This is a genomic window from Pseudomonas sp. S3_G06 (assembly GCF_054667565.1).
The window spans coordinates 5,366,053-5,386,725 of the sequence record NZ_CP162738.1 but is presented as its reverse complement, the minus strand read 5'-3'; the positions used below and the strand labels follow the sequence as shown (position 1 = coordinate 5,386,725).

Below are 20,673 nucleotides of genomic sequence, written 5' to 3'. Positions count from 1 at the left end.
CCCATGCTGCTGCGTTTTACCAAAATGCACGGCCTGGGCAACGACTTCATGGTCCTCGACCTGGTCAGCCAGCACGCGCACATTCAGCCCAAACACGCCAAGCAATGGGGCGACCGCCACACCGGGATCGGTTTCGACCAGTTGCTGATCGTCGAAGCGCCGAGCAACCCGGATGTGGATTTCCGCTACCGGATCTTCAACTCCGACGGTTCGGAAGTGGAGCAGTGCGGCAACGGTGCGCGCTGCTTCGCCCGCTTCGTGCTCGACAAGCGTCTGACTGCCAAGCGGCAGATCCGGGTCGAGACCAAGGGCGGCATCATCGAACTGGACGTACGTAACGACGGCCAGATCGGCGTCAACATGGGCGCGCCGCGGCTGGTGCCGGCGGACATTCCATTCCAGGCGCCAGCGCAGGCCAGCAGCTATTCGCTGGACGTCGATGGCACCACGGTCGAACTGGCCGCCGTGTCGATGGGCAATCCCCATGCGGTGATCCGCGTGGACGACATCAACAGCGCACCGGTGCATGAATTGGGGCCGAAGATCGAGCACCATCCGCGCTTTCCGGCGCGGGTCAATGTCGGCTTCCTTCAGGTCATCGACCGCCATCGCGCGCAACTGCGTGTTTGGGAACGCGGCGCCGGGGAAACCCAGGCCTGCGGCACCGGCGCCTGTGCGGCGGCGGTGGCGGCCATCAGTCAGGGGTGGATGGATTCGCCGCTGTTGATCGACCTGCCCGGCGGGCGTCTGTCCATCGAGTGGGCCGGCCCGGGCGAACCGGTGTTGATGACCGGTCCGGCAGTGCGTGTATACGAAGGACAAGTGCGTCTTTGAGCGAGCAGAAATCATGACCGACAAGCCACAGGTACCCGCCCGACCAGTCGACGAATCAGCGTCCGAGAGCCTCGAGGCAGCCGCGGTTGCCGCCTACCTGGAGGCTCATCCGGACTTCTTCGTCGAGCACGAAGAGCTGCTGCCGTCGCTGCGCATTCCGCACCGACGGGGCGACACCGTATCGCTGGTCGAGCGGCAGATGACCATCCTGCGCGATCGCAATATCGAGATGCGCCATCGCCTTTCGCATCTGATGGACGTGGCCCGCGACAACGATCGCCTGTTCGAAAAAACCCGCCGCCTGATTCTCGCGCTGATGGATGCATCGACCCTGGAAGACGTGGTCATCAGCGTTGAAGACAGCCTGCGTCAGGATTTCCAGGTGCCCTTCGTCAGCCTGATCCTGCTCGGCGACAACCCGGCCCCGGTCGGCCGCTGGGTAACCCACGCCGATGCGCAAACCGCGATTGGCGGCCTGCTCACCGAAGGCAAAAGCGTCAGCGGCAGCCTGCGTGAACATGAGCTGGACTTCCTCTTCGGCGAAGAACAGCGCCAGCAGATCGGCTCGACCGCCGTGGTTGCCGTCAGCCATCAGGGCATTCACGGCATTCTGGCCATCGCCAGCCGTGACCCGCAGCACTACAAGAGCTCGGTCGGCACGCTGTTCCTCAGTTACATCGCCGAGGTCATGGGCCGCGTGCTGCCACGGGTCAACAGCTCGCTGCGCTCGGTACGCTGACCATGGAACGACAACTGGACGCTTACTGCGAACATCTGCGCAGTGAGCGACAGGTGTCGCCGCACACCCTGTCGGCTTATCGCCGAGACCTCGATAAAGTCCTCGGCTGGTGCATCAAGCAGAACATCGGCAGCTGGGCCGCGCTGGACATCCAGCGCCTGCGCAGCCTGATCGCCCGGTTGCATGCGCAAGGCCAGTCCTCGCGCAGCCTCGCCCGCCTGCTCTCAGCGGTGCGCGGGCTCTATCACTACTTGAATCGCGAAGGCCTGTGCGACCACGACCCGGCCACCGGCCTGGCCCCGCCGAAAGGCGAACGGCGCCTGCCGAAAACCCTTGATACCGACCGCGCATTGCAGCTGCTGGAAGGTGCGGTCGAGGACGATTTTCTCGCCCGGCGCGATCAGGCGATTCTCGAGCTGTTCTATTCCTCTGGCCTGCGCCTGTCCGAGCTGACCGGGCTCAATCTCGATCAACTCGACCTCGCCGACGGCATGGTTCAGGTGCTCGGCAAGGGCAGCAAGACCCGGCTGTTGCCGGTTGGCACCAAGGCCCGCGAAGCCCTTGAACACTGGTTGCCGCTGCGCGCCATGACCAACCCGGCGGACGATGCGGTATTTGTCAGCCAGCAAGGCCGACGCCTCGGCCCGCGGGCGATTCAGGTGCGGGTCAAACTGGCTGGCGAGCGCGAACTGGGGCAGAACCTGCATCCGCACATGCTGCGGCACTCGTTCGCCAGCCATTTGCTCGAGTCCTCGCAGGACTTGCGCGCGGTGCAGGAATTGCTCGGTCACTCTGATATCAAAACCACACAGATCTATACCCACCTCGACTTCCAGCATCTGGCGGCGGTCTACGACAGCGCCCATCCCCGGGCCAAACGCATGAAAGGCGATGATTCATGAGCATTCAGTTGATCACGTTCGACCTCGACGACACTCTGTGGGACACCGCTCCGGTGATCGCCAGCGCCGAAACCGTGTTGCGCGAATGGCTGAGCGAACATGCGTCGAACCTGGGCGCGGTGCCGGTGGAGCATTTGTGGTCGATTCGCGAGCGAGTGCTGGCGGGCGAACCGGGCCTCAAACACCGCATCAGCGCGCTGCGCCGACGTGTGCTGTTCCATGCGCTGGAAGAAGCCGGATATGCCCACGGCGAAGCGTCGGATCTGGCTGACAAGGCTTTTGAAGTATTCCTGCACGCTCGGCATCAGATCGAAGTGTTCCCGGAAGTCGAGCCGCTGCTGGAGCTGCTCGCCAATCACTATGCCCTCGGCGTGGTCACCAATGGCAATGCCGACGTGCGTCGGTTGGGGCTGGCGGATTACTTCAAGTTCGCCTTGTGCGCCGAAGACATCGGCATCGCCAAACCGGATGCGCGGCTGTTTCATGAAGCGTTGCAGCGCGGTGGTGTAAGCCCCGCAGCGGCGGTGCATGTCGGCGATCATCCTGGCGATGACATTGCCGGCGCGCAACAGGCGGGATTACGCGCGGTGTGGTTCAACCCGACGGGCAAGGTCTGGGAGGCGGAGCGCTTGCCGGACGCCGAGATTCGCAGCCTGACCGAATTGCCCGCCGTCCTCTCCCGCTGGAATGCTTCCTCGAACTAATCTACAGCCCTGTGGGAGCGAGCCTGCTCGCGAATGCGCTGTGTCATTCAACATGTATGTCGGCTGAAATGCCCTCTTCGCGAGCAGGCTCGCTGACACCGGGGACTGCATTTGTTTTCAACGGATTTATTTCAGGCATGAAAAAGCCCGCAGCGACGGCGGGCTTTTTCAGCAAGCGAGCGACGCGCCTCAGATAGGGCGGCTGCCGTACTTGTTGTCCGGCTTCTTGGGCGGATCGGCGACCACATTGGCCTCCACTTCCTGCACCTTGCCGCCGCGCGCAAGGAATTCTTCCATGGCCTTGGCCAGGGCGTCACGCTCCTTGTTCTTGGCTTCGATGCTCGGCAACTCGTCGACCGAGACCGCAGCCTTGGCTTTGCCTTTGGCAGCCGGGGCCGGCGTGTCGTCACCGCCATCGTCTTCGGCAACGTCTTCCGCTGCCGCTTCCAGGCCTTCCTCGGCCTCGTCTTCGTCGCCTACTTCGAGGTCGTCGTTTTCCAGATCATCGTCGCTCATGTTCTACCTCATGACTTGCCAAAAGCAGATTAGTTATAGACCAGCTTTGGCGGCTGTCGAAGCCGCCGTTGAAAAATCTTCTGCCGCTGCCCGGCAGCGGCTCATGCCTGTTCACCGTGCAAGGTGGCGAGGACTTTACGGGCACCGCCATGATCACGGTGCTCGCCCAGATAAATCCCTTGCCAAGTACCCAGGGCCAGCCGCCCTGCCGCAACCGGCAGACTGATCTGGCAACCAAGCACGCTGGCCTTGAAGTGCGCCGGGAGATCATCCGGGCCTTCGTCGTTGTGCTCGTAGCCGTCTGTTCCTTGTGGGATCAGACGATTGAAAAATCGTTCGAAGTCGCGACGAACTGCCGGATCGGCGTTCTCGTTGATGGTCAACGACGCCGACGTGTGCTGCAGCCACAAATGCAACAGACCGACCCGACAGGTCTTGAGTTCAGGCAAGCCTGCGAGCAACTCGTCGGTTACCAGATGAAAGCCCCGGGGCCTTGCCCGCAGGGTTATCAGAGTCTGTTGCCACATACAGTTCTCCGCTCGTTCGGGGCGCATTCTAGCGTGCTCTGAAAAAAAACAAAGGCCCTAATATTCCTGCAGCGATGTAAGCGATTGCCCGCAGAAAAAGCCTCGTCGTAAAGACGACCAAAGCCGTAAGAAAAATCCTTTCAGCCGCTCCCTGAATGACAAATCCCGGACAAAAAAATGCCCGGCGAACCGGGCAATTTTTTATCGCGCGTACTTACAGGTTGTAGCCGCGTTCGTTGTGTTGTGCCAGATCGAGGCCGACCGACTCTTCTTCCTCGGTTACGCGCAGACCCATGACGGCGTCCAGCACCTTGAGGATGATGAAGGTGACGATCGCGGTGTAGATCACCGTGAAGCCGACGCCTTTGATCTGAATCCAGACCTGCGCGCCGATGTCAGTCACGGTGCCGAAGCCGCCCAGCGCCGGCGCTGCGAAAACACCAGTGAGGATCGCGCCGAGAATACCGCCGATACCGTGCACGCCGAAGGCATCCAGGGAATCGTCATAGCCGAGTTTGCGTTTCAGGGTGGTGGCGCAGAAGAAGCACACCACGCCTGCGGCCAGACCGATCACCAATGCACCCATCGGGCCCACGGTGCCAGCAGCCGGAGTGATCGCGACCAGACCGGCGACCACACCCGAAGCAATGCCCAGTGCGCTTGGCTTGCCGTGGGTGACCCACTCGGCAAACATCCAGCCCAGCGCCGCAGCGGCAGTGGCGATCTGGGTAACCAGCATGGCCATACCGGCAGTGCCGTTGGCAGCAGCAGCGGAACCGGCGTTGAAGCCGAACCAGCCGACCCACAGCATCGCCGCGCCCATCAGCGTGTAGCCGAGGTTATGCGGAGCCATCGGTGTGGTCGGGAAGCCTTTGCGCTTGCCCAGCACCAGGCACGCGACCAGACCGGCGATACCGGCGTTGATGTGCACCACGGTGCCGCCAGCGAAGTCGAGCACGCCCCAGTCCCACATCAGGCCGCCGTTACCGGACCAGACCATGTGCGCGATCGGTGCATAAACCAGAGTGAACCAGACGCCCATGAAGATCAGCATCGCGGAGAACTTCATGCGCTCGGCGAACGCACCGACGATCAGCGCCGGGGTGATGATCGCGAAGGTCATCTGGAAGGTGATGAACACTGCCTCAGGGAACAGCGCCGCCGGGCCGGTGAGGCTCGAAGGCGTGACACCGGCGAGGAACGCCTTGCCCATGCCGCCGAAGAACGAATTGAAGTTGACGACGCCCTGCTCCATGCCGGTGGTGTCGAAGGCAATGCTGTAGCCATAAATGACCCACAGGATGCTGATCAGACCGGTAATGGCGAAGCACTGCATCAGCACGGAAAGAATGTTTTTCGAGCGAACCATACCGCCGTAGAACAGCGCCAGCCCGGGGATGGTCATGAACAGCACGAGCGCTGTCGAGGTGAGCATCCAGGCGGTGTCGCCGGAATTGAGGACTGGCGCTGCCACTTCGTCTGCCGCCATGGCGATGCCGGGCATTACGATGGACAACAGGGCGCCTAGCCCTGCGAATTTACGCAGAGTCATATTGTTTCTCCTGGGGCGTTGGGTTTGTGGCGGCGCTTAGATCGCGTCGGTATCGGTTTCGCCGGTACGGATGCGGATCGCCTGTTCCAGATTGACCACGAAGATCTTGCCGTCACCGATCTTGCCGGTGTTGGCCGCTTTGGTTATCGCCTCGATAACCCGATCCAGATCCTTGTCGTCGATGGCCACGTCGATTTTCACCTTGGGCAGAAAATCGACCACATATTCCGCGCCGCGATACAGCTCCGTGTGACCCTTCTGCCGGCCGAAGCCTTTGACTTCAGTAACGGTAATGCCCTGCACGCCGATTTCGGACAGCGACTCGCGCACGTCGTCCAACTTGAACGGCTTGATGATGGCAGTGACTAGCTTCATGAAACTCTCTCCCGAATTGGTGGACTTGCCCCAGGAAAACAAACCCGTCTCAAGTCTAAGCGCAGTGCCTGGCTTTGTAACGCATCGTTGACGCCAGCTAACCGCATCAGACGAAACTCCCCGCTTCGTCTGCCGCACTGCATTCGTCACAGCGACTGCATCAGTGCATGGGTCGAGGGTGACTAAGCAGAAACCTTGCCAGCTCGGCAAAAACCCTGCATTTCAATCTCTTGGCCCCTGTTGCACGCGCTCGGGCAGAAAAGCTTTTGCCGATACGCACAACAACGGTGCGCCACCGTCCGTCCCCCTGCGCGAAAAGCGTGCATCCGTGCAACGGGATTGACTATAGACACTGCGTGATACACTGCCGGCCATTGTTTCCAGGACATTCCCCATGCTCGCGCCCAAAGACTTCCTCGACGCCCTGAGCGGCACCGCCTCCCGCCTGTTCAGCGGCGACACGCCACTGCCGAAAGCCGAAATCGAAAGCCAGTTCAAGATGCTGCTGCAAAGTGCCTTCAGCAAACTCGATCTGGTCAGCCGGGAAGAGTTTGATAGTCAGATGGTGGTGTTGGCGCGCACGCGGGCACGGCTTGAGAGTCTTGAAGCCAAAGTCGCCGAGATGGAAGCGAAGCTGACACCGCCCGCTGAATAATTCGCGTCCCCTGTAGCTGCCGAAGGCTGCGATCTTTTGATCTTCAGCCCTTCAACCATCCCCGCAACGTCCTACAACCTTTATGACCGCCGTCCGATTGCGCCAAAAAGCCCAGGTTTCTAAGCTCATCTGATGCTGAATGTTCAGCAGCGGGTTTGGCGACCCGGGCAGGGCCTTGGTGGAAAAGAGCTTCGCGGATGCTGCAATCGCTATAAACTCGCATGCCGGAGCTGGGCCCTGCGCAAATCGTAAGTCGATTGGAGATTCATCCAGAACTCAGGCGTAGTGTTGAGATGAGTGGCAAGGCTGATTGCCAGATCGGCGCAGATCCTGAGCTGGCATTTCACAAGCTTTTCGATCTCACTTTCGGGCCAGTTCGTGGGCATGGCCAGATCCATGACAGTCATGCCCAACGGCTCCATGAACTCCTTATTCAGAACCTCGCCCGGATGAATCGGGCGCATACCATTGCGGTTCATTTTTCGCCTCCAGAGGCTGCGTTGAGTGACCAAACTGGAGCATCCGATTCAGGAAAACAAGACCATCAAAACCGTTTGGCCGGCGTCCTACAACTAATAGGGCATAACCCTACGAGAATCAGCGTCTGCGCCTGATTCCGTGAGTTCTTGGCTGTGATTAGGCTGGTGGCTTTCGCCTGCGCTGGTCGATCCTATTCGTCGAGTTCCAGGCGATACACATTGATCGCCAGACACTCTGGTTCTGGATCCCTCTTGTCTCATTTGCTCAAGCTTAAAGAAAACACGCTGGTTCAGCATCCAGATGGTGGTTACATCTTTGGCACGATCCCCGATATGCCAAAATTCGGCTTGCCAGGCGGGAAGATTTATCTGCGGGTAGGTATTCACCGTCGAGCGAATAGTGGTTTTGGCGTAGTGCACATTTGGGAAGCCCATAGTGCAGACTTGCTCAAGCATGGTTGCCAGACTGCCGATGGGGTAGCAGCGATTGTTGCGAAAATGATCGTCCCGGGGGCACAAATCTATTGTGAGTTCAAAGAACAGCGATGTGGAAACAGGGTCGCGGTACTGAGGACATCTATGGGAACACTGATTCTTGAACCGCGACACGAGCGCGCCACAGGATTTGGTTACTTCGTGGTGACTTGGTACCCGCAAAAACGTGCACATGGCACGTTAGTGGGGCAGATACCACGAGCACCACCAAATCAGAAATAAAAAAAGGCGTCCGATGGACGCCTTTTAAGTATTTTTTGAGGAGTAGTCGCAGCGATTCTTTAGCTCCTGGCTTCACGGCCTTGGGTTCAGAATCCGACAGGCTAGCCCGTCGTCACTACTTCAGAGAAACCAGCTTTCTCTGCTGCCAAAAATGCGGGGGAGCTTTTACTGGTGCCCAGTCCCGACGAATGCGCAGTTGCAGTCCTCGAATGGGATGATCCTTCAATGCCGGGCGAGAGTCAACGCTTCATTTTCAGGCAAGCAGTGACAGCCAATCGGGTCTGGATACGTCTTGTAAACCTCTATTTCAGCACTGAAGCCCGGCTCAACTACCCTTCAAAAACCCGCAGGAAGCGGCTCCCCGATTCAGCTCAAGGAACGACCATGTCCCTCTCCATTGTCCACAGTCGCGCCCAGATAGGCGTGGAAGCCCCCGCTGTCACCGTCGAAGTCCATCTGGCCAACGGTCTGCCGTCGCTGACCATGGTCGGCCTGCCTGAAGCGGCGGTGAAGGAGAGCAAGGATCGGGTGCGCAGCGCGATCATCAATTCCGGGCTGCAATTTCCGGCACGGCGGATCACCTTGAATCTGGCGCCGGCGGATCTGCCCAAGGATGGTGGGCGCTTCGATCTGGCGATTGCCTTGGGGATCTTGTCGGCCAGTGTGCAGGTGCCGTGTCTGACGCTGGACGAGGTGGAGTGTCTGGGTGAGTTGGCGCTGTCTGGCGCCGTGCGACCGGTGCGTGGCGTGCTGCCGGCGGCACTGGCGGCGCGCAAGGCCGGGAGGGCGTTGGTGGTGCCACGGGCGAATGCGGAAGAGGCGTGTCTGGCATCCGGGCTGAAGGTGTTTGCGGTCGATCACTTGCTGGAGGCGGTGGCGCATTTCAATGGGCACACGCCGGTCGAGCCTTACGTATCCGATGGTTTGATGCACGCTGCCAAGCCCTATCCCGACCTCAACGAAGTGCAGGGGCAGACGGCCGCCAAACGCGCACTGCTGATTGCCGCAGCGGGAGCTCACAATTTGTTGTTCAGCGGGCCACCGGGAACCGGCAAGACGCTGCTGGCCAGTCGTCTGCCAGGATTATTGCCGCCGCTATCCGAGTGTGAAGCGCTGGAAGTGGCAGCGATTCAATCGGTCGCCAGTGGTGTGCCTCTGACTCATTGGCCGCAACGCCCCTTCCGCCAACCGCACCACTCCGCTTCCGGGCCAGCGCTGGTCGGTGGCAGTTCAAAGCCGCAACCCGGCGAAATCACCCTCGCCCATCACGGCGTGCTGTTTCTTGATGAATTGCCGGAGTTTGATCGCAAGGTTCTCGAGGTTCTGCGCGAGCCGCTGGAATCCGGGCATATCGTCATCGCTCGGGCCAAGGATCGCGTACGTTTCCCCGCACGCTTTCAACTGGTGGCAGCGATGAATCCGTGTCCCTGTGGATATCTTGGCGAACCGAGCGGCAAATGCTCGTGCACACCGGACATGGTCCAGCGCTATCGCAACAAGCTGTCAGGGCCGCTGCTGGACCGGATCGATCTGCACCTGACCGTGGCGCGTGAGGCAACCGCGTTGAATCCGGCAGCCAAGCCCGGCGAGGACAGCGCCAGCGCTGCGGCGTTGGTCGCCGAAGCGCGGGAGCGTCAGCAGAAACGTCAGGGCTGTGCCAATGCGTTTCTCGATCTGCCGGGGCTCAAGCGTCACTGCAAGTTATCCACAGCTGACGAGAAATGGCTGGAGGCGGCCTGCGAGCGACTGATCCTGTCGCTGCGCTCGGCGCATCGCCTGCTCAAGGTCGCGCGCACGCTGGCGGATCTTGAACAGGCCGATGCGATTACCCGCGAGCATCTGGCCGAGGCACTGCAATACCGGCCGGCGACACCTTAATGCTCAGTCAGATCAACCAGCGGTGCCTGGCGCACTTCAGTATCGCGCCCGGCCTGAATTTCGGTCACGCGCTTGAGGGCCTTGTCCACCGCCCCTTTGTCCGCCAGCAGGCTGTAGCTGATCTGGAACTGTTTATGTTCTTTCGGCGCAATGGTCGGCACCAGACTCAACGGCCGCTGATAGCGACGGTTGTAGGAAAAACTGGTTCCCGGCTCCAGCCCGGTGACGTAGCCCTGCCCTTGGGAGTCGGTGTTTTTCCACAGCGAAAAAACTGGCAGTTGCTGAGTATTGAAGCCAACGGATACGCCGAGGCTACCGGCCTTGTTGTGCAGCACGGTCAAGGTATCTCCTTTGGCGTCCGCATACGGCACGACGTTGTAGACAGTTTCGTCGTAGTCCTTGGTTGGCGCGCGATAGGTCTGCCAGTCGGGCAGATCTCCCTTGGCCTTCTCGTTGAACGGCGAAACCTGCTTCACCGGCGCTGCGAACTTTGCGCCCTGCTCGAGAAACGGCGTGCTGAAATTGCTGTGATACAGCGCCTGATATTCCTTCGCATAGTCGCCGTTGTTGGTCAGGGTGTCGTTGAGGGCGAAGCTGGCGCTGCCCGGTTCGGTGATCAGTTGGGTCGCTACCGAGAAATCGACTTTCTTGAATGCCTGCTCTTTCAGCTCGCCACGCAGCGTGATGGCATACGGCGGCTTCTCGTCGATGTGCAAAGTGACGGTGCTGGCCGGGATGTTGGCGGCGCGACCGTGCAAGGTCAGCAATTCGCCGTTGTCCATGCCGGGATGGCCAACCCACTCGTAACCGCAACGGGTGACCAGTTCATTGAAACCTTCGAGCCAGCCCAGGCCACCGCGACCGTTGAGTTCGATGAACGCCGGGTTGACCACGTCCTTGACCGGCGAATCCCAGCCCATCCGCACGTCGCCCACCGAAGCCTGCAACACATTCATGCCACGGGTCGGCACGACCGACAGCTTCATCGTGCCGTTATCGATATCGACAATGCTGACGCCCTCCTGACGACCGCCATGCAGAGTACGCAGGGTCACGGAGAACGGTTTGGCGGTTTTTACACCGAGTTGCTCGCTGGTGATCGTCCGGTCTTTTGCCGGAGTGTTGGCGTCGAGCAGAACATAGTCCCAGGCCATGGCGTGGGAAGCGGCAGAGAATGCGCCGAGGGCGACGAGGAGCTTGAGCGGGGTCATGGCAGCAGCCTTTATTGGAGTTGTGCCATTTTTATAGCGCTGCGGAAACGTTTCAGCAAGTCCAAAGAAGCGGTGGGAGAAAAGCATTCGCGAGCAGGCTCGCTCCCACAGGGACATCGGGCCTTCACAATATTTGTGAATTACGCCGACTACTGTGGAGCGAGCCTGCTCGCGATAGCTGTTTCAAAGATGCATCAACGGAAGCGATCAACCTCGGAACGCAGATCCGCCGCCAGCTTCTCCAGCTCTTTCGCGGTGACAGCCAGGTTCGACACCACCTCACGCTGCTCGCTGTTGGCCAAGGCGATGCTCTGCAAATTGCTGCTCAGCAACGTCGCAGTGCTGCTTTGCTCCTGAGTGGCGGTGGTGATCGCGGCGAACTGCTGGCCTGCCGAACGGCTCTGCTCATCAATCCGCGCCAGCGCCGAGGCGACATTGGCGTTGCGCGACAGGCCTTCCTGCATCAGCACATTGCCCTGTTCCATGGTGCTGATCGCGTTGCCGGTTTCCTGCTGGATGCTGTGGATCATGCTGGAGATTTCATCGGTCGCCTGACGGGTACGCGAGGCGAGGCTGCGCACTTCGTCCGCGACCACGGCAAAACCGCGCCCCTGCTCACCGGCACGAGCGGCTTCGATGGCAGCGTTGAGCGCCAACAGGTTGGTCTGCTCGGCGATCGAGGTGATCACGCCGACAATCCCGCCGATTTCCTGCGAGCGCTGCCCCAGCGTGTTGATCACGCTGGCGGTGCTGTTCAGCGCGCCAGCGATCTGTTCCAGCGACGACGACGCTTCTTCCATCGAGCTGCGGCCGATCTGGGTCTGCTGAGCGTTTTCTTGCGCCAGGCGCTGGGTCGCGCCCATGTTGTCGGCAATGTTCAGCGAGGTGGCGCTAAACTCTTCCACGGCGCCGGCCATGCTGGTGATTTCGCCCGACTGTTGCTCCATGCCTTCATACGCACCGCCGGACAAACCGGACAGCGCCTGCGCGCGGCTGTTGACCTCTTCCGAAGCGCGGCGGATGTGCTCGACCATGGTCGACAGCGCCTGGCTCATCTGGTTGAACGCGCGGGACAGCTGACCGATTTCATCGTGGCTCGATACGTTCAGCCGCACACTCAGATCACCCGCGCCCAAGGCTTCGGCCTGACGCACCAGATCGCCCAGCGGTGCGAGTTTGCTACGCAGCAGCCAGACCACGGAACCGACCGCGAGCAACATCGCCAGCAGGCTGCCGATCGCCAGTTGCGTACCGACGCTCCAGGTCACCGCGCGAATCTCGGCTTTCGGCATGCTCGCCACCACCGACCACGGGCCACCTTCGAACGGCACGGCGATGCTGTAGAAGTCCTCACCCTTGTCGCTCCAGAACTCACCCTTGCCCGGGGTTTTCACCAGGTTGTTGATGGTCGGGGCGGCTTGATCCAGGTTTTCGACGCCGGCAATCGGCACCAGCCATTTGTTCTGCTCGTCAAGCAAGGCCAGCGAGCCGGTCTTGCCGATGCGGAAGCGCTTGAGATTAGCGAACTGCGCGTTCTGCGCGTCGGTGTAGTCGAACCCGACGTACAGCACGGCGATAATCTTGCCGCCCGCATCGCGCACCGGCGTGTACTGGGACATGTAGTAGCGTTCGAACAACAGCGAGCGGCCGACATAGCTTTGCCCGGCCATCAACTTCGCGTACGCCGGGTTGGCATGATCGAGCACGGTGCCGATGGCACGGGTGCCGTCCTGCTTGCTGACGTTGGTGCTGACGCGAATGAAGTCTTCGCCGCTGCGCACGAATACCGTGGCCACACCAGCGGTCATCTGCTTGAACTCGTCAACTTCCTTGAAGTTGTTGTTCAGCACCTCGTTGCCCAGATGCAAGCCCGGAGTCTGCACGCCGGCCACGGTCACTGGCTGATCGGGGTGCACACTCAAACCACTGCCGAAGCGCTTTTCGAACAGCCCGCTCAGGCGCAGGGTGCTTTCGCGCAGCGTACCGTGAAAGGTACTCAGTTGATCGGCCAGCAGCCGGGCCTCACTGGCCAGATGCTCTTCACGGGTGGCGAGGTTGGCGGAATCCAGCGAACGCAAGGCGAACACCGTACTGCCGCTGATGACTATCGCCAGTATCACAGCAAGGGCAAGGCCCAGCTGCGAGGCGATCCGAGCACGAGGTTGAGACATGAACAGCTCCTGGCCGAGCCACCGAATCCTCCTTGATCGCGGTAATTGCCCGGAAAATATTCTAATAATGGGGGTAGCGCGGAACCGGCACGACAGTTCCACATGCTCGTAGTCGGCGGAAAATCCGAATACTTGAGCACTTTGCGTGGGTATGGCGCAGTAGTGGCATTGTGCCGGCTCGAACGTTTCAGCTCAAGCGCTCTACCGCCGGCAATTGCATGGCGCGGACTTCGCCTTGGAGAAAATCGCTGAGGCGGCGCAAACGTTCACCTCCCGGACGCGGTTTCGGCCACACCAGGTAATAATTCAGGCCACTGGCGACGGCGGTCGGCCACGGCAGGCTCAAGCGTCCTTGCGCAACGTCTTCGGCAACCATCAACAGATCACCCATCGAAACGCCATAGCCGCGCGCCGCGGCGATCATGCCCAGCTCCAGCGTATCGAACACTTGCCCGCCCTTAAGCGAAACTTGCTCGGACAGGCCCATGCGCTCCAGCCAACTGCGCCAATCGCGGCGATCCGGGGTCGGGTGCAGCAGTTCAGCAGCCGCCAGACGCGCTACGTCCCAAGGTTGGTCATTGAGCAGGTTCGGCGCTCCGACCGGAATCAATTCCTCGGGAAACAGCAGGCTCGCTTCCCAGTCCGGCGGGAAATGCCCGTCACTGAGCAACACCGCACAATCGAAAGGTTCGTTATTGAAGTCCACCGAATCGATATCCATCCATGCGCTGGTCAGTTGCACCTCATTGCCCGGCTGCAAATGGCGGAAGCGACTCAACCGCGCCAGCAGCCAACGCATGGTCAGGGTCGATGGCGCTTTCATGCGCAGAATGTCGTCCTCGGCGCGCAAGGTATTGCAGGCGCGCTCAAGGGCGGCGAAGCCTTCGCGGATACCGGGTAGCAGCAGCCGCGCCGATTCGGTCAGTTGCAAATTGCGCCCGCTGCGGTGAAACAGCCGGCAGGCGAAGTGTTCTTCAAGAGTGCGCATGTGCCGACTGACCGCGCTCTGGGTGATCGACAGTTCTTCCGCCGCGCGGGTGAACGAGCTGTGTCGCGCTGCCGCTTCGAATGCGCGCAGGGCATACAACGGCGGAAGGCGTCGGGACATACACAAAGCTCCAATAGCGGGGATTCAGCCAATTCGGCAGGACGATTAAGGATGAGTATTAATCATGCCACCCATCCTTTTTATCCCTTTGTGCAAAGCCTGCCAAGCGCCGAGAATCGACGCTCTTATGCTTCCTCTGATATTTGGGTGGTGATGACCATGCAGCATCCTGTGCGTACCGAACTCTGGGCCATTCTGCGGCTGGCGGGGCCGCTGATTGCTTCGCAGTTGGCGCACATGCTGATGGTGCTGACCGACACCCTGATGATGGCGCGCCTCAGCCCCGAAGCGCTGGCCGGTGGCGGCCTCGGTGCCGCGAGCTACTCGTTCGTGTCGATTTTCTGCATCGGCGTGATTGCAGCGGTCGGCACACTGGTGGCAATCCGTCAGGGTGCCGGCGACATCATCGGTGCCGCACGCCTGACCCAGGCCGGACTGTGGCTGGCCTGGCTGATGGCCCTCGGCGCCGGGCTGTTGTTGTGGAACCTCAAACCCGTGCTGCTGCTGTTCGGCCAAACCGAAACCAACGTCAACGCCGCCGGGCAATTTCTCATCGCCCTGCCCTTCGCCCTGCCCGGTTACCTGAGCTTCATGGCCCTGCGCGGTTTTACCAGTGCGATTGGCCGGGCGACGCCAGTGATGGTCATCAGCCTCGCCGGCACCTTGGCCAACTTCCTGCTCAACTACGCGCTGATCACCGGCATGTTCGGCCTGCCACAACTGGGCCTGACCGGTATCGGTCTGGTCACGGCGATTGTCGCCAACTGCATGGCACTGGCGCTGGCCTGGCATATCCGCCGGCATCCGGCGTATGACGCTTATCCGTTGCGCGCCGGCCTGGCGCGGCCGAACCGGCAATACCTGAAAGAGTTGTGGCGCCTGGGTCTGCCGATTGGCGGCACCTATGCGGTAGAGGTCGGGTTGTTCGCTTTCGCTGCGCTGTGCATGGGCACAATGGGCAGCACGCAAATGGGTGCGCATCAGATCGCCCTGCAGATCGTGTCGGTGGCCTTCATGGTCCCGGCCGGGATGTCTTACGCCATCACCATGCGCGTCGGCCAACACTACGGCGCCGGGCAACTGGTCGATGCGCGCATGTCCGGGCGTGTCGGCATCGCCTTCGGCGCCGTGGTGATGCTCGGCTTTGCCCTGGTGTTCTGGCTGTGGCCCAACCAGTTGGTCGGCCTGTTCCTTGACCACAACGATCCGGCTTTTGCCGAAGTGATCCGTCTGGCGGTGAGCCTGCTGGCCGTAGCGGCGTGGTTCGAGCTGTTCGATGGCACGCAGACGATTGCCATGGGCTGTATTCGCGGGCTCAAGGATGCCAAGACTACGTTTCTCGTGGGGCTCGCTTGCTATTGGCTGATTGGCGCGCCGGCGGCGTGGTGGATGGCTTTCCATCTCAATTGGGGACCGACGGGTGTCTGGTGGGGTCTGGCGCTGGGCTTGGCGTGCGCGGCGGTGAGCCTGACGCTGGCGTTCGAATGGAAGATGCAGCGGATGATTCGACGCGAGCCGCAATCTCAAGGTTTCAACATCCCCCAGGCCGAATGAGGGTTTCCTTTGTGGGAGCGAGCCTGCTCGCGAAGACCGAGTGTCAGGCCCAGATCATTCAGCTGACATAACGCCTTCGCGAGCAGGCTCGCTCCCACGGGGGTTTGTGCCAGCCGCAACAATCGTGATCAACCGACGATTTCCAGAGCCGGCTGCTGGTTCGACCCCGACGTCAGATATTCCACCAACTCATCCAGCGGCAACGGTCGGCTGATCAGATAACCCTGTACCTGATCGCAGCCGAACCCGCGCAGCAACTCCAGTTGCTCCGGCGTCTCGACCCCTTCCGCGACTACTTCCAGGTGCAGGTTGTGCGCGAGGTTGATCATCGCGTGCACCAGTTTGCGGTTCTCATCGCGCTGTTCCATGCCGCCGACAAAACTCTTGTCGATCTTCAGCAATGTAATCGGCAAGCTGTTGAGGTGCACGAACGACGAAAACCCGGTGCCGAAATCGTCCAGCGAGAAGCGCACACCGAGGCGGCCGAGCGCATCCATGGTCTGTTTGACCAGATCGCTGCGCCGCATAACCGCGGTTTCGGTCAGTTCGAATTCCAGCCACTGCGCCTCGACGCCACGCTCGGCAATCAGGCGGCTGAGCGTCGGCAGCAACTGGCTGTCCTGAAACTGGCGGAACGACAGGTTGATCGCCATGTGCAGCGCCGGCAGCCCCTGCTCGCGCAACGCCTGCATATCGCGCAAGGCGCGGGAAATGACCCAGTAGCCCAGCGGCACGATCAGACCGCTCTGCTCGGCCAGCGGCACAAATTCACTCGGTGGCAACAGACCGCGCTCGCCATGACGCCAGCGCACCAGCGCTTCGAGGCCGACAATCTGGCCGTCTTCAAGATTCAGGCGTGGCTGGTAATGCAGCTCCAGCTCATCGCGGCGCAGGGCACGGCGCAGTTCACTTTCGAGGTCGGCCATGCTGCGCGCGTTGCGGTTGATGCGTTCGTTGAAGATATGAAAAGTGCAGCCCTGCGTGCTCTTGGCCTGCTGCATGGCGATATGGGCGTGCCACATCAGTGGATCGGCACCGCCATTGGCGCGGGCATGGGCGATGCCGAGGCTGGAACCGATCAGCAGGCTTTCGCCGTCAACCCAGTAAGGTTCGGCCAACGCCTCAGTAATGCGTTCGGCCATCCACTCGGCGCGTTGCGGTGCACGACGGGTATCGATCAGCAGAGCGAATTCATCGCTGCCCAGCCGTGCCAGTTGATCGCCGGCCTCCAGCTGACTTTTCAGCCGCGCGACCACTTGCAGGATCAAGCGATCGCCGGCCTGATGACCGAGAGCGTCGTTGGCATGGCGGAAGTTGTCGAGATCGAGATGGCCGAGGGCGAGGCCGCGACCGTCGCCTTCGGCAAGGCGCGCCGTGAGCAGGGTCTGGAAGCCCTGACGGTTGGCGATACCGGTCAGCGGGTCCTGTTCGGCGAGGCGCTGAAGAGTGTTTTCCAGCACGCCGCGCTCGCGCACATGGCGCAGGCAACGCTGGAGCATGCCGGCGTCGAGGGCGTCGAACACCAGCCAGTCGCTGACACCGACCGGCGCGGTGGCCGGTTCGTGCTCCAGCAGCAGAACGGTCGGCAGGCTGCAACGCCCGGGCGGCGGTTGCAACGCCGGCAGAGTCAGTAATACCGCGTGGCGGTTGTCCTCGAACAGGCGGCTGACCGAATCCCAGTTCGGCGCGCTGATCAGCACCGCCGCGCTCCCCATCGGAGCCAGACACTCACGCAACAACGCTGTCCACGCTGGCTCTTCGGCGAGTAGCAGCAAACGCAAGGGTTCGACAGGCGTAGACAAGCTGACTCCCTAGACTCTGCAATGATGTAGGCGGGGCATTATGCCGTTGTGCTGAACAATGACCAATGCGTTGTCTGATGACAACGGCATCGAAACGTTATTTTGTGTCACGAATGAGAACATTAGCCGCAAAATCCCCGCGTATCCTGCGTGAAAGTAACAAAAGCGGCAAATCTGAATCGCGTGCTGCGTCACAAGTCGGACAGAGCAGCAGAAATCGCTGAGCCTGTTAAAATGCCGGCCCATTTCGTCAACGACTCCCGAATTTTCGTATGTCCCGACTCAATCCCCGGCAGCAAGAAGCCGTGAACTACGTCGGCGGCCCTCTATTGGTGCTCGCCGGTGCTGGCTCCGGCAAGACCAGCGTGATCACGCGCAAGATCGCGCACCTGATCCAGAACTGCGGCATCCGCGCCCAGTACATCGTCGCCATGACCTTTACCAACAAGGCCGCGCGCGAAATGAAAGAGCGGGTCGGCACCCTGTTGCGTGCCGGCGAAGGGCGCGGCCTGACCGTCTGCACCTTCCACAACCTGGGCCTGAACATCATCCGCAAGGAGCATGCGCGGCTGGGCTACAAACCCGGTTTCTCGATCTTCGACGAGACCGACGTCAAAGCCCTGATGACCGACATCATGCAGAAGGAATACGCAGGCGACGACGGCGTCGACGAGATCAAGAACATGATCGGCGCCTGGAAAAACGACCTGATCCTGCCCGCCCAGGCCCTGGAAAACGCGCGCAACCCCAAGGAGCAGACCGCCGCCATCGTCTACACCCACTATCAGCGCACGCTCAAGGCGTTCAACGCGGTGGACTTCGATGACCTGATCCTGCTTCCAGTAAAGCTCTTCGAAGAACACGCCGACATTCTCGAAAAGTGGCAGAACAAGGTCCGTTACCTGCTCGTCGACGAATACCAGGACACCAACGCCAGCCAGTATTTGCTGGTGAAGATGCTCATCGGCAAGCGCAACCAGTTCACCGTGGTCGGCGACGATGACCAGTCGATCTACGCCTGGCGTGGCGCGCGCCCGGAAAACCTGATGCTGCTCAAGGACGACTACCCGTCCTTGAAAGTGGTGATGCTCGAGCAGAACTACCGCTCCACCAGCCGCATCCTGCGCTGCGCCAACGTACTGATCTCGAACAACCCGCACGAATTCGAAAAACAGCTGTGGAGCGAGATGGGCCACGGCGACGAGATCCGCGTGATCCGCTGCCGCAACGAGGACGCCGAAGCCGAGCGCGTGGCCATGGAAATCCTCAGCCTGCACCTGCGCACCGACCGCCCGTACAGCGATTTCGCCATTCTTTATCGCGGTAACTATCAGGCCAAGCTGATCGAGTTGAAGCTGCAACACCACCAGGTGCCGTATCGCCTGAGCGGCGGCAACAGCTTCTTCGGTCGCCAGGAAGTGAAGGACCTGATGGCTTACTTCCGCCTGATCGTCAATCCGGATGACGACAACGCCTTCCTGCGCGTGATCAACGTGCCGCGCCGCGAGATCGGCTCGACCACCCTGGAAAAGCTCGGCAACTACGCCACCGAGCGCAAGATCTCGATGTACGCCGCCACCGACGAAATTGGCCTCGGCGAACATCTCGACAGCCGCTTTACTGATCGCCTGGCGCGTTTCAAGCGCTTCATGGACAAGGTCCGCGAGCAGTGCGCCGGCGAAGATCCGATCTCGGCGCTGCGCAGCATGGTCATGGACATCGACTACGAGAACTGGCTGCGCACCAACAGCTCCAGCGACAAGGCGGCGGACTACCGCATGGGCAACGTCTGGTTCCTGATCGAGGCGTTGAAAAACACCCTCGAGAAAGACGAAGACGGCGAAATGACCGTCGAGGACGCCATCGGCAAACTGGTGCTGCGCGACATGCTCGAGCGCCAGCAGGAGGAAGAGGACGGCGCCGAAGGCGTGCAAATGATGACGCTGCACGCCTCCAAAGGCCTGGAATTCCCCTACGTGTTCATCATGGGCATGGAAGAGGAAATCCTCCCGCACCGTTCCAGCATCGAAGCCGACACCATCGAAGAAGAACGCCGCCTGGCCTACGTGGGCATCACCCGCGCCCGCCAGACCCTGGCGTTCACCTTTGCTGCCAAGCGCAAGCAGTACGGCGAAATCATCGACTGCGCGCCGAGTCGCTTTCTGGATGAGCTGCCGCCGGACGATCTGGCCTGGGAAGGCAACGACGACACCCCGACTGAAGTCAAAGCCGTGCGTGGCAATAGCGCATTGGCCGACATACGCGCGATGTTAAAGCGCTAGAATCGACTACTTTTTAATCTACCTTCGGCGCCCATCGCGCCAACAGAGGAAGCTGTTGTGGAAGCACTGCACAAAAAAATCCGCGAAGAAGGCATCGTGCTTTCCGATCAGGTCCTGAAAGTCGACGCTTTCCTGAACCACCAGATCGACCCGGCCCTGATGAAGCTGATCGGTGACGAATTCGCCGCGCTGTTCAAGGATTCCGGGATCACCAAGATCGTCACCATCGAAGCTTCGGGCATCGCCCCGGCGATCATGACCGGTCTGAACCTCGGCGTGCCGGTGATCTTCGCCCGCAAGCAACAGTCACTGACCCTGACTGAAAACCTGCTCTCGGCGACCGTCTACTCGTTCACCAAGAAGACCGAAAGCACCGTGGCCATCTCCCCGCGCCACCTGACCAGCAGCGACCGCGTGCTGATCATCGACGACTTCCTGGCCAACGGTAAGGCCTCGCAAGCGCTGATCTCGATCATCAAACAGGCCGGCGCCACCGTTGCCGGTCTGGGCATCGTCATCGAGAAGTCGTTCCAGGGCGGCCGCGCCGAACTGGACTCGCAGGGCTACCGCGTTGAATCCCTGGCCCGCGTGCAATCGCTGAAGGATGGCGTCGTCACCTTTATCGAATAACCAGCGGCACCGAGTTACCCTGTGGGAGCGAGCCTGC

19 protein-coding genes are annotated in these 20,673 nt (G+C 60.8%); 10 read left to right on the top strand and 9 right to left on the bottom strand.

Going from position 1 to position 20,673, the window contains the following annotated elements; genetic code table 11:
• Window positions 1-3: 3 nt before the first annotated feature.
• From dapF to AB4N47_RS23985, 4 genes are read left to right on the top strand one after another with little or no spacing between them, the layout of a single operon-like run.
• A complete protein-coding gene (dapF, locus tag AB4N47_RS24000; protein ID WP_016772587.1) occupies window positions 4-834 on the top strand; it encodes a diaminopimelate epimerase in 831 nt (276 codons plus the stop codon).
• 13 nt (window positions 835-847) lie between these two features.
• The gene (locus AB4N47_RS23995) at window positions 848-1,573 is read left to right on the top strand and encodes a DUF484 family protein (protein WP_024014772.1); all 726 of its coding nucleotides are present in this window, start codon (window positions 848-850) and stop codon (window positions 1,571-1,573) included.
• Window positions 1,574-1,575: 2 nt separating this feature from the next.
• Window positions 1,576-2,475, top strand: coding sequence for a tyrosine recombinase XerC (gene xerC, locus AB4N47_RS23990; RefSeq protein ID WP_024014773.1), 900 nt, complete (start codon window positions 1,576-1,578; stop codon window positions 2,473-2,475).
• A complete protein-coding gene (locus AB4N47_RS23985; protein ID WP_341638162.1) occupies window positions 2,472-3,179 on the top strand; it encodes an HAD family hydrolase in 708 nt (235 codons plus the stop codon). Before xerC ends, AB4N47_RS23985 begins: the two co-directional genes overlap by 4 nt.
• Window positions 3,180-3,368: 189 nt before the next feature.
• On the opposite strand, the gene sutA is transcribed toward AB4N47_RS23985, so the two are convergent.
• The 4 genes from sutA to glnK form a co-directional block, all read right to left on the bottom strand.
• On the bottom strand, window positions 3,369-3,695 hold the full coding sequence (gene sutA, locus AB4N47_RS23980; protein ID WP_016772583.1) for a transcriptional regulator SutA: 327 nt from the start codon (window positions 3,693-3,695) through the stop codon (window positions 3,369-3,371).
• Window positions 3,696-3,796: 101 nt separating this feature from the next.
• The gene (locus tag AB4N47_RS23975) at window positions 3,797-4,222 is read right to left on the bottom strand and encodes a secondary thiamine-phosphate synthase enzyme YjbQ (protein WP_024014775.1); all 426 of its coding nucleotides are present in this window, start codon (window positions 4,220-4,222) and stop codon (window positions 3,797-3,799) included.
• 214 nt (window positions 4,223-4,436) lie between these two features.
• A complete protein-coding gene (locus AB4N47_RS23970) occupies window positions 4,437-5,774 on the bottom strand; it encodes an ammonium transporter (RefSeq protein WP_341638163.1) in 1,338 nt (445 codons plus the stop codon).
• Window positions 5,775-5,810: 36 nt separating this feature from the next.
• Complete coding sequence (gene glnK, locus AB4N47_RS23965) at window positions 5,811-6,149, bottom strand: P-II family nitrogen regulator (RefSeq protein ID WP_002555808.1); 339 nt, start codon at window positions 6,147-6,149, stop codon at window positions 5,811-5,813.
• 394 nt (window positions 6,150-6,543) lie between these two features.
• On the opposite strand from glnK, the gene AB4N47_RS23960 reads away from it, so the two are divergent.
• Complete coding sequence (locus AB4N47_RS23960; protein ID WP_007920416.1) at window positions 6,544-6,804, top strand: accessory factor UbiK family protein; 261 nt, start codon at window positions 6,544-6,546, stop codon at window positions 6,802-6,804.
• 209 nt (window positions 6,805-7,013) lie between these two features.
• On the opposite strand, the gene AB4N47_RS23955 is transcribed toward AB4N47_RS23960, so the two are convergent.
• On the bottom strand, window positions 7,014-7,283 hold the full coding sequence (locus AB4N47_RS23955) for a HigA family addiction module antitoxin (RefSeq protein WP_130928432.1): 270 nt from the start codon (window positions 7,281-7,283) through the stop codon (window positions 7,014-7,016).
• Window positions 7,284-7,535: 252 nt separating this feature from the next.
• Here AB4N47_RS23955 and AB4N47_RS23950 point away from each other — a divergent pair, with 252 nt between their 5' ends.
• Window positions 7,536-8,000 (top strand): hypothetical protein, encoded by a 465-nt coding sequence (locus tag AB4N47_RS23950; RefSeq protein WP_073470953.1) that lies wholly within the window; start codon window positions 7,536-7,538, stop codon window positions 7,998-8,000.
• A 384-nt stretch (window positions 8,001-8,384) separates the two neighbouring features.
• Complete coding sequence (locus tag AB4N47_RS23945) at window positions 8,385-9,878, top strand: YifB family Mg chelatase-like AAA ATPase (RefSeq protein WP_341638164.1); 1,494 nt, start codon at window positions 8,385-8,387, stop codon at window positions 9,876-9,878.
• Here the strand turns inward: AB4N47_RS23945 and AB4N47_RS23940 are convergent.
• From AB4N47_RS23940 to AB4N47_RS23930, 3 genes are all read right to left on the bottom strand, one after another.
• On the bottom strand, window positions 9,875-11,089 hold the full coding sequence (locus AB4N47_RS23940) for an aldose 1-epimerase family protein (protein WP_341638165.1): 1,215 nt from the start codon (window positions 11,087-11,089) through the stop codon (window positions 9,875-9,877). The two genes, AB4N47_RS23945 and AB4N47_RS23940, sit on opposite strands and share 4 nt — an antisense overlap.
• 194 nt (window positions 11,090-11,283) lie before the next feature.
• Window positions 11,284-13,260: a methyl-accepting chemotaxis protein gene (locus AB4N47_RS23935; RefSeq protein WP_016772578.1), complete on the bottom strand. Its 1,977-nt coding sequence runs from the start codon at window positions 13,258-13,260 to the stop codon at window positions 11,284-11,286.
• Between the two features lie 187 nt (window positions 13,261-13,447).
• Window positions 13,448-14,368: a LysR substrate-binding domain-containing protein gene (locus tag AB4N47_RS23930; protein WP_071172126.1), complete on the bottom strand. Its 921-nt coding sequence runs from the start codon at window positions 14,366-14,368 to the stop codon at window positions 13,448-13,450.
• A 159-nt stretch (window positions 14,369-14,527) separates the two neighbouring features.
• Between AB4N47_RS23930 and AB4N47_RS23925 the strand changes: the two genes are divergently transcribed.
• Entirely contained in the window at window positions 14,528-15,922 is a 1,395-nt protein-coding gene (locus AB4N47_RS23925) for a NorM family multidrug efflux MATE transporter (protein WP_341638166.1), read from the top strand.
• Between the two features lie 128 nt (window positions 15,923-16,050).
• On the opposite strand, the gene AB4N47_RS23920 is transcribed toward AB4N47_RS23925, so the two are convergent.
• Complete coding sequence (locus AB4N47_RS23920) at window positions 16,051-17,724, bottom strand: putative bifunctional diguanylate cyclase/phosphodiesterase (RefSeq protein ID WP_460154362.1); 1,674 nt, start codon at window positions 17,722-17,724, stop codon at window positions 16,051-16,053.
• Between the two features lie 272 nt (window positions 17,725-17,996).
• On the opposite strand from AB4N47_RS23920, the gene rep reads away from it, so the two are divergent.
• Complete coding sequence (gene rep, locus AB4N47_RS23915; RefSeq protein WP_016772574.1) at window positions 17,997-20,006, top strand: DNA helicase Rep; 2,010 nt, start codon at window positions 17,997-17,999, stop codon at window positions 20,004-20,006.
• A gap of 57 nt (window positions 20,007-20,063) precedes the next feature.
• The gene (locus AB4N47_RS23910; RefSeq protein ID WP_016772573.1) at window positions 20,064-20,636 is read left to right on the top strand and encodes a xanthine phosphoribosyltransferase; all 573 of its coding nucleotides are present in this window, start codon (window positions 20,064-20,066) and stop codon (window positions 20,634-20,636) included.
• Window positions 20,637-20,673 lie beyond the last annotated feature (37 nt).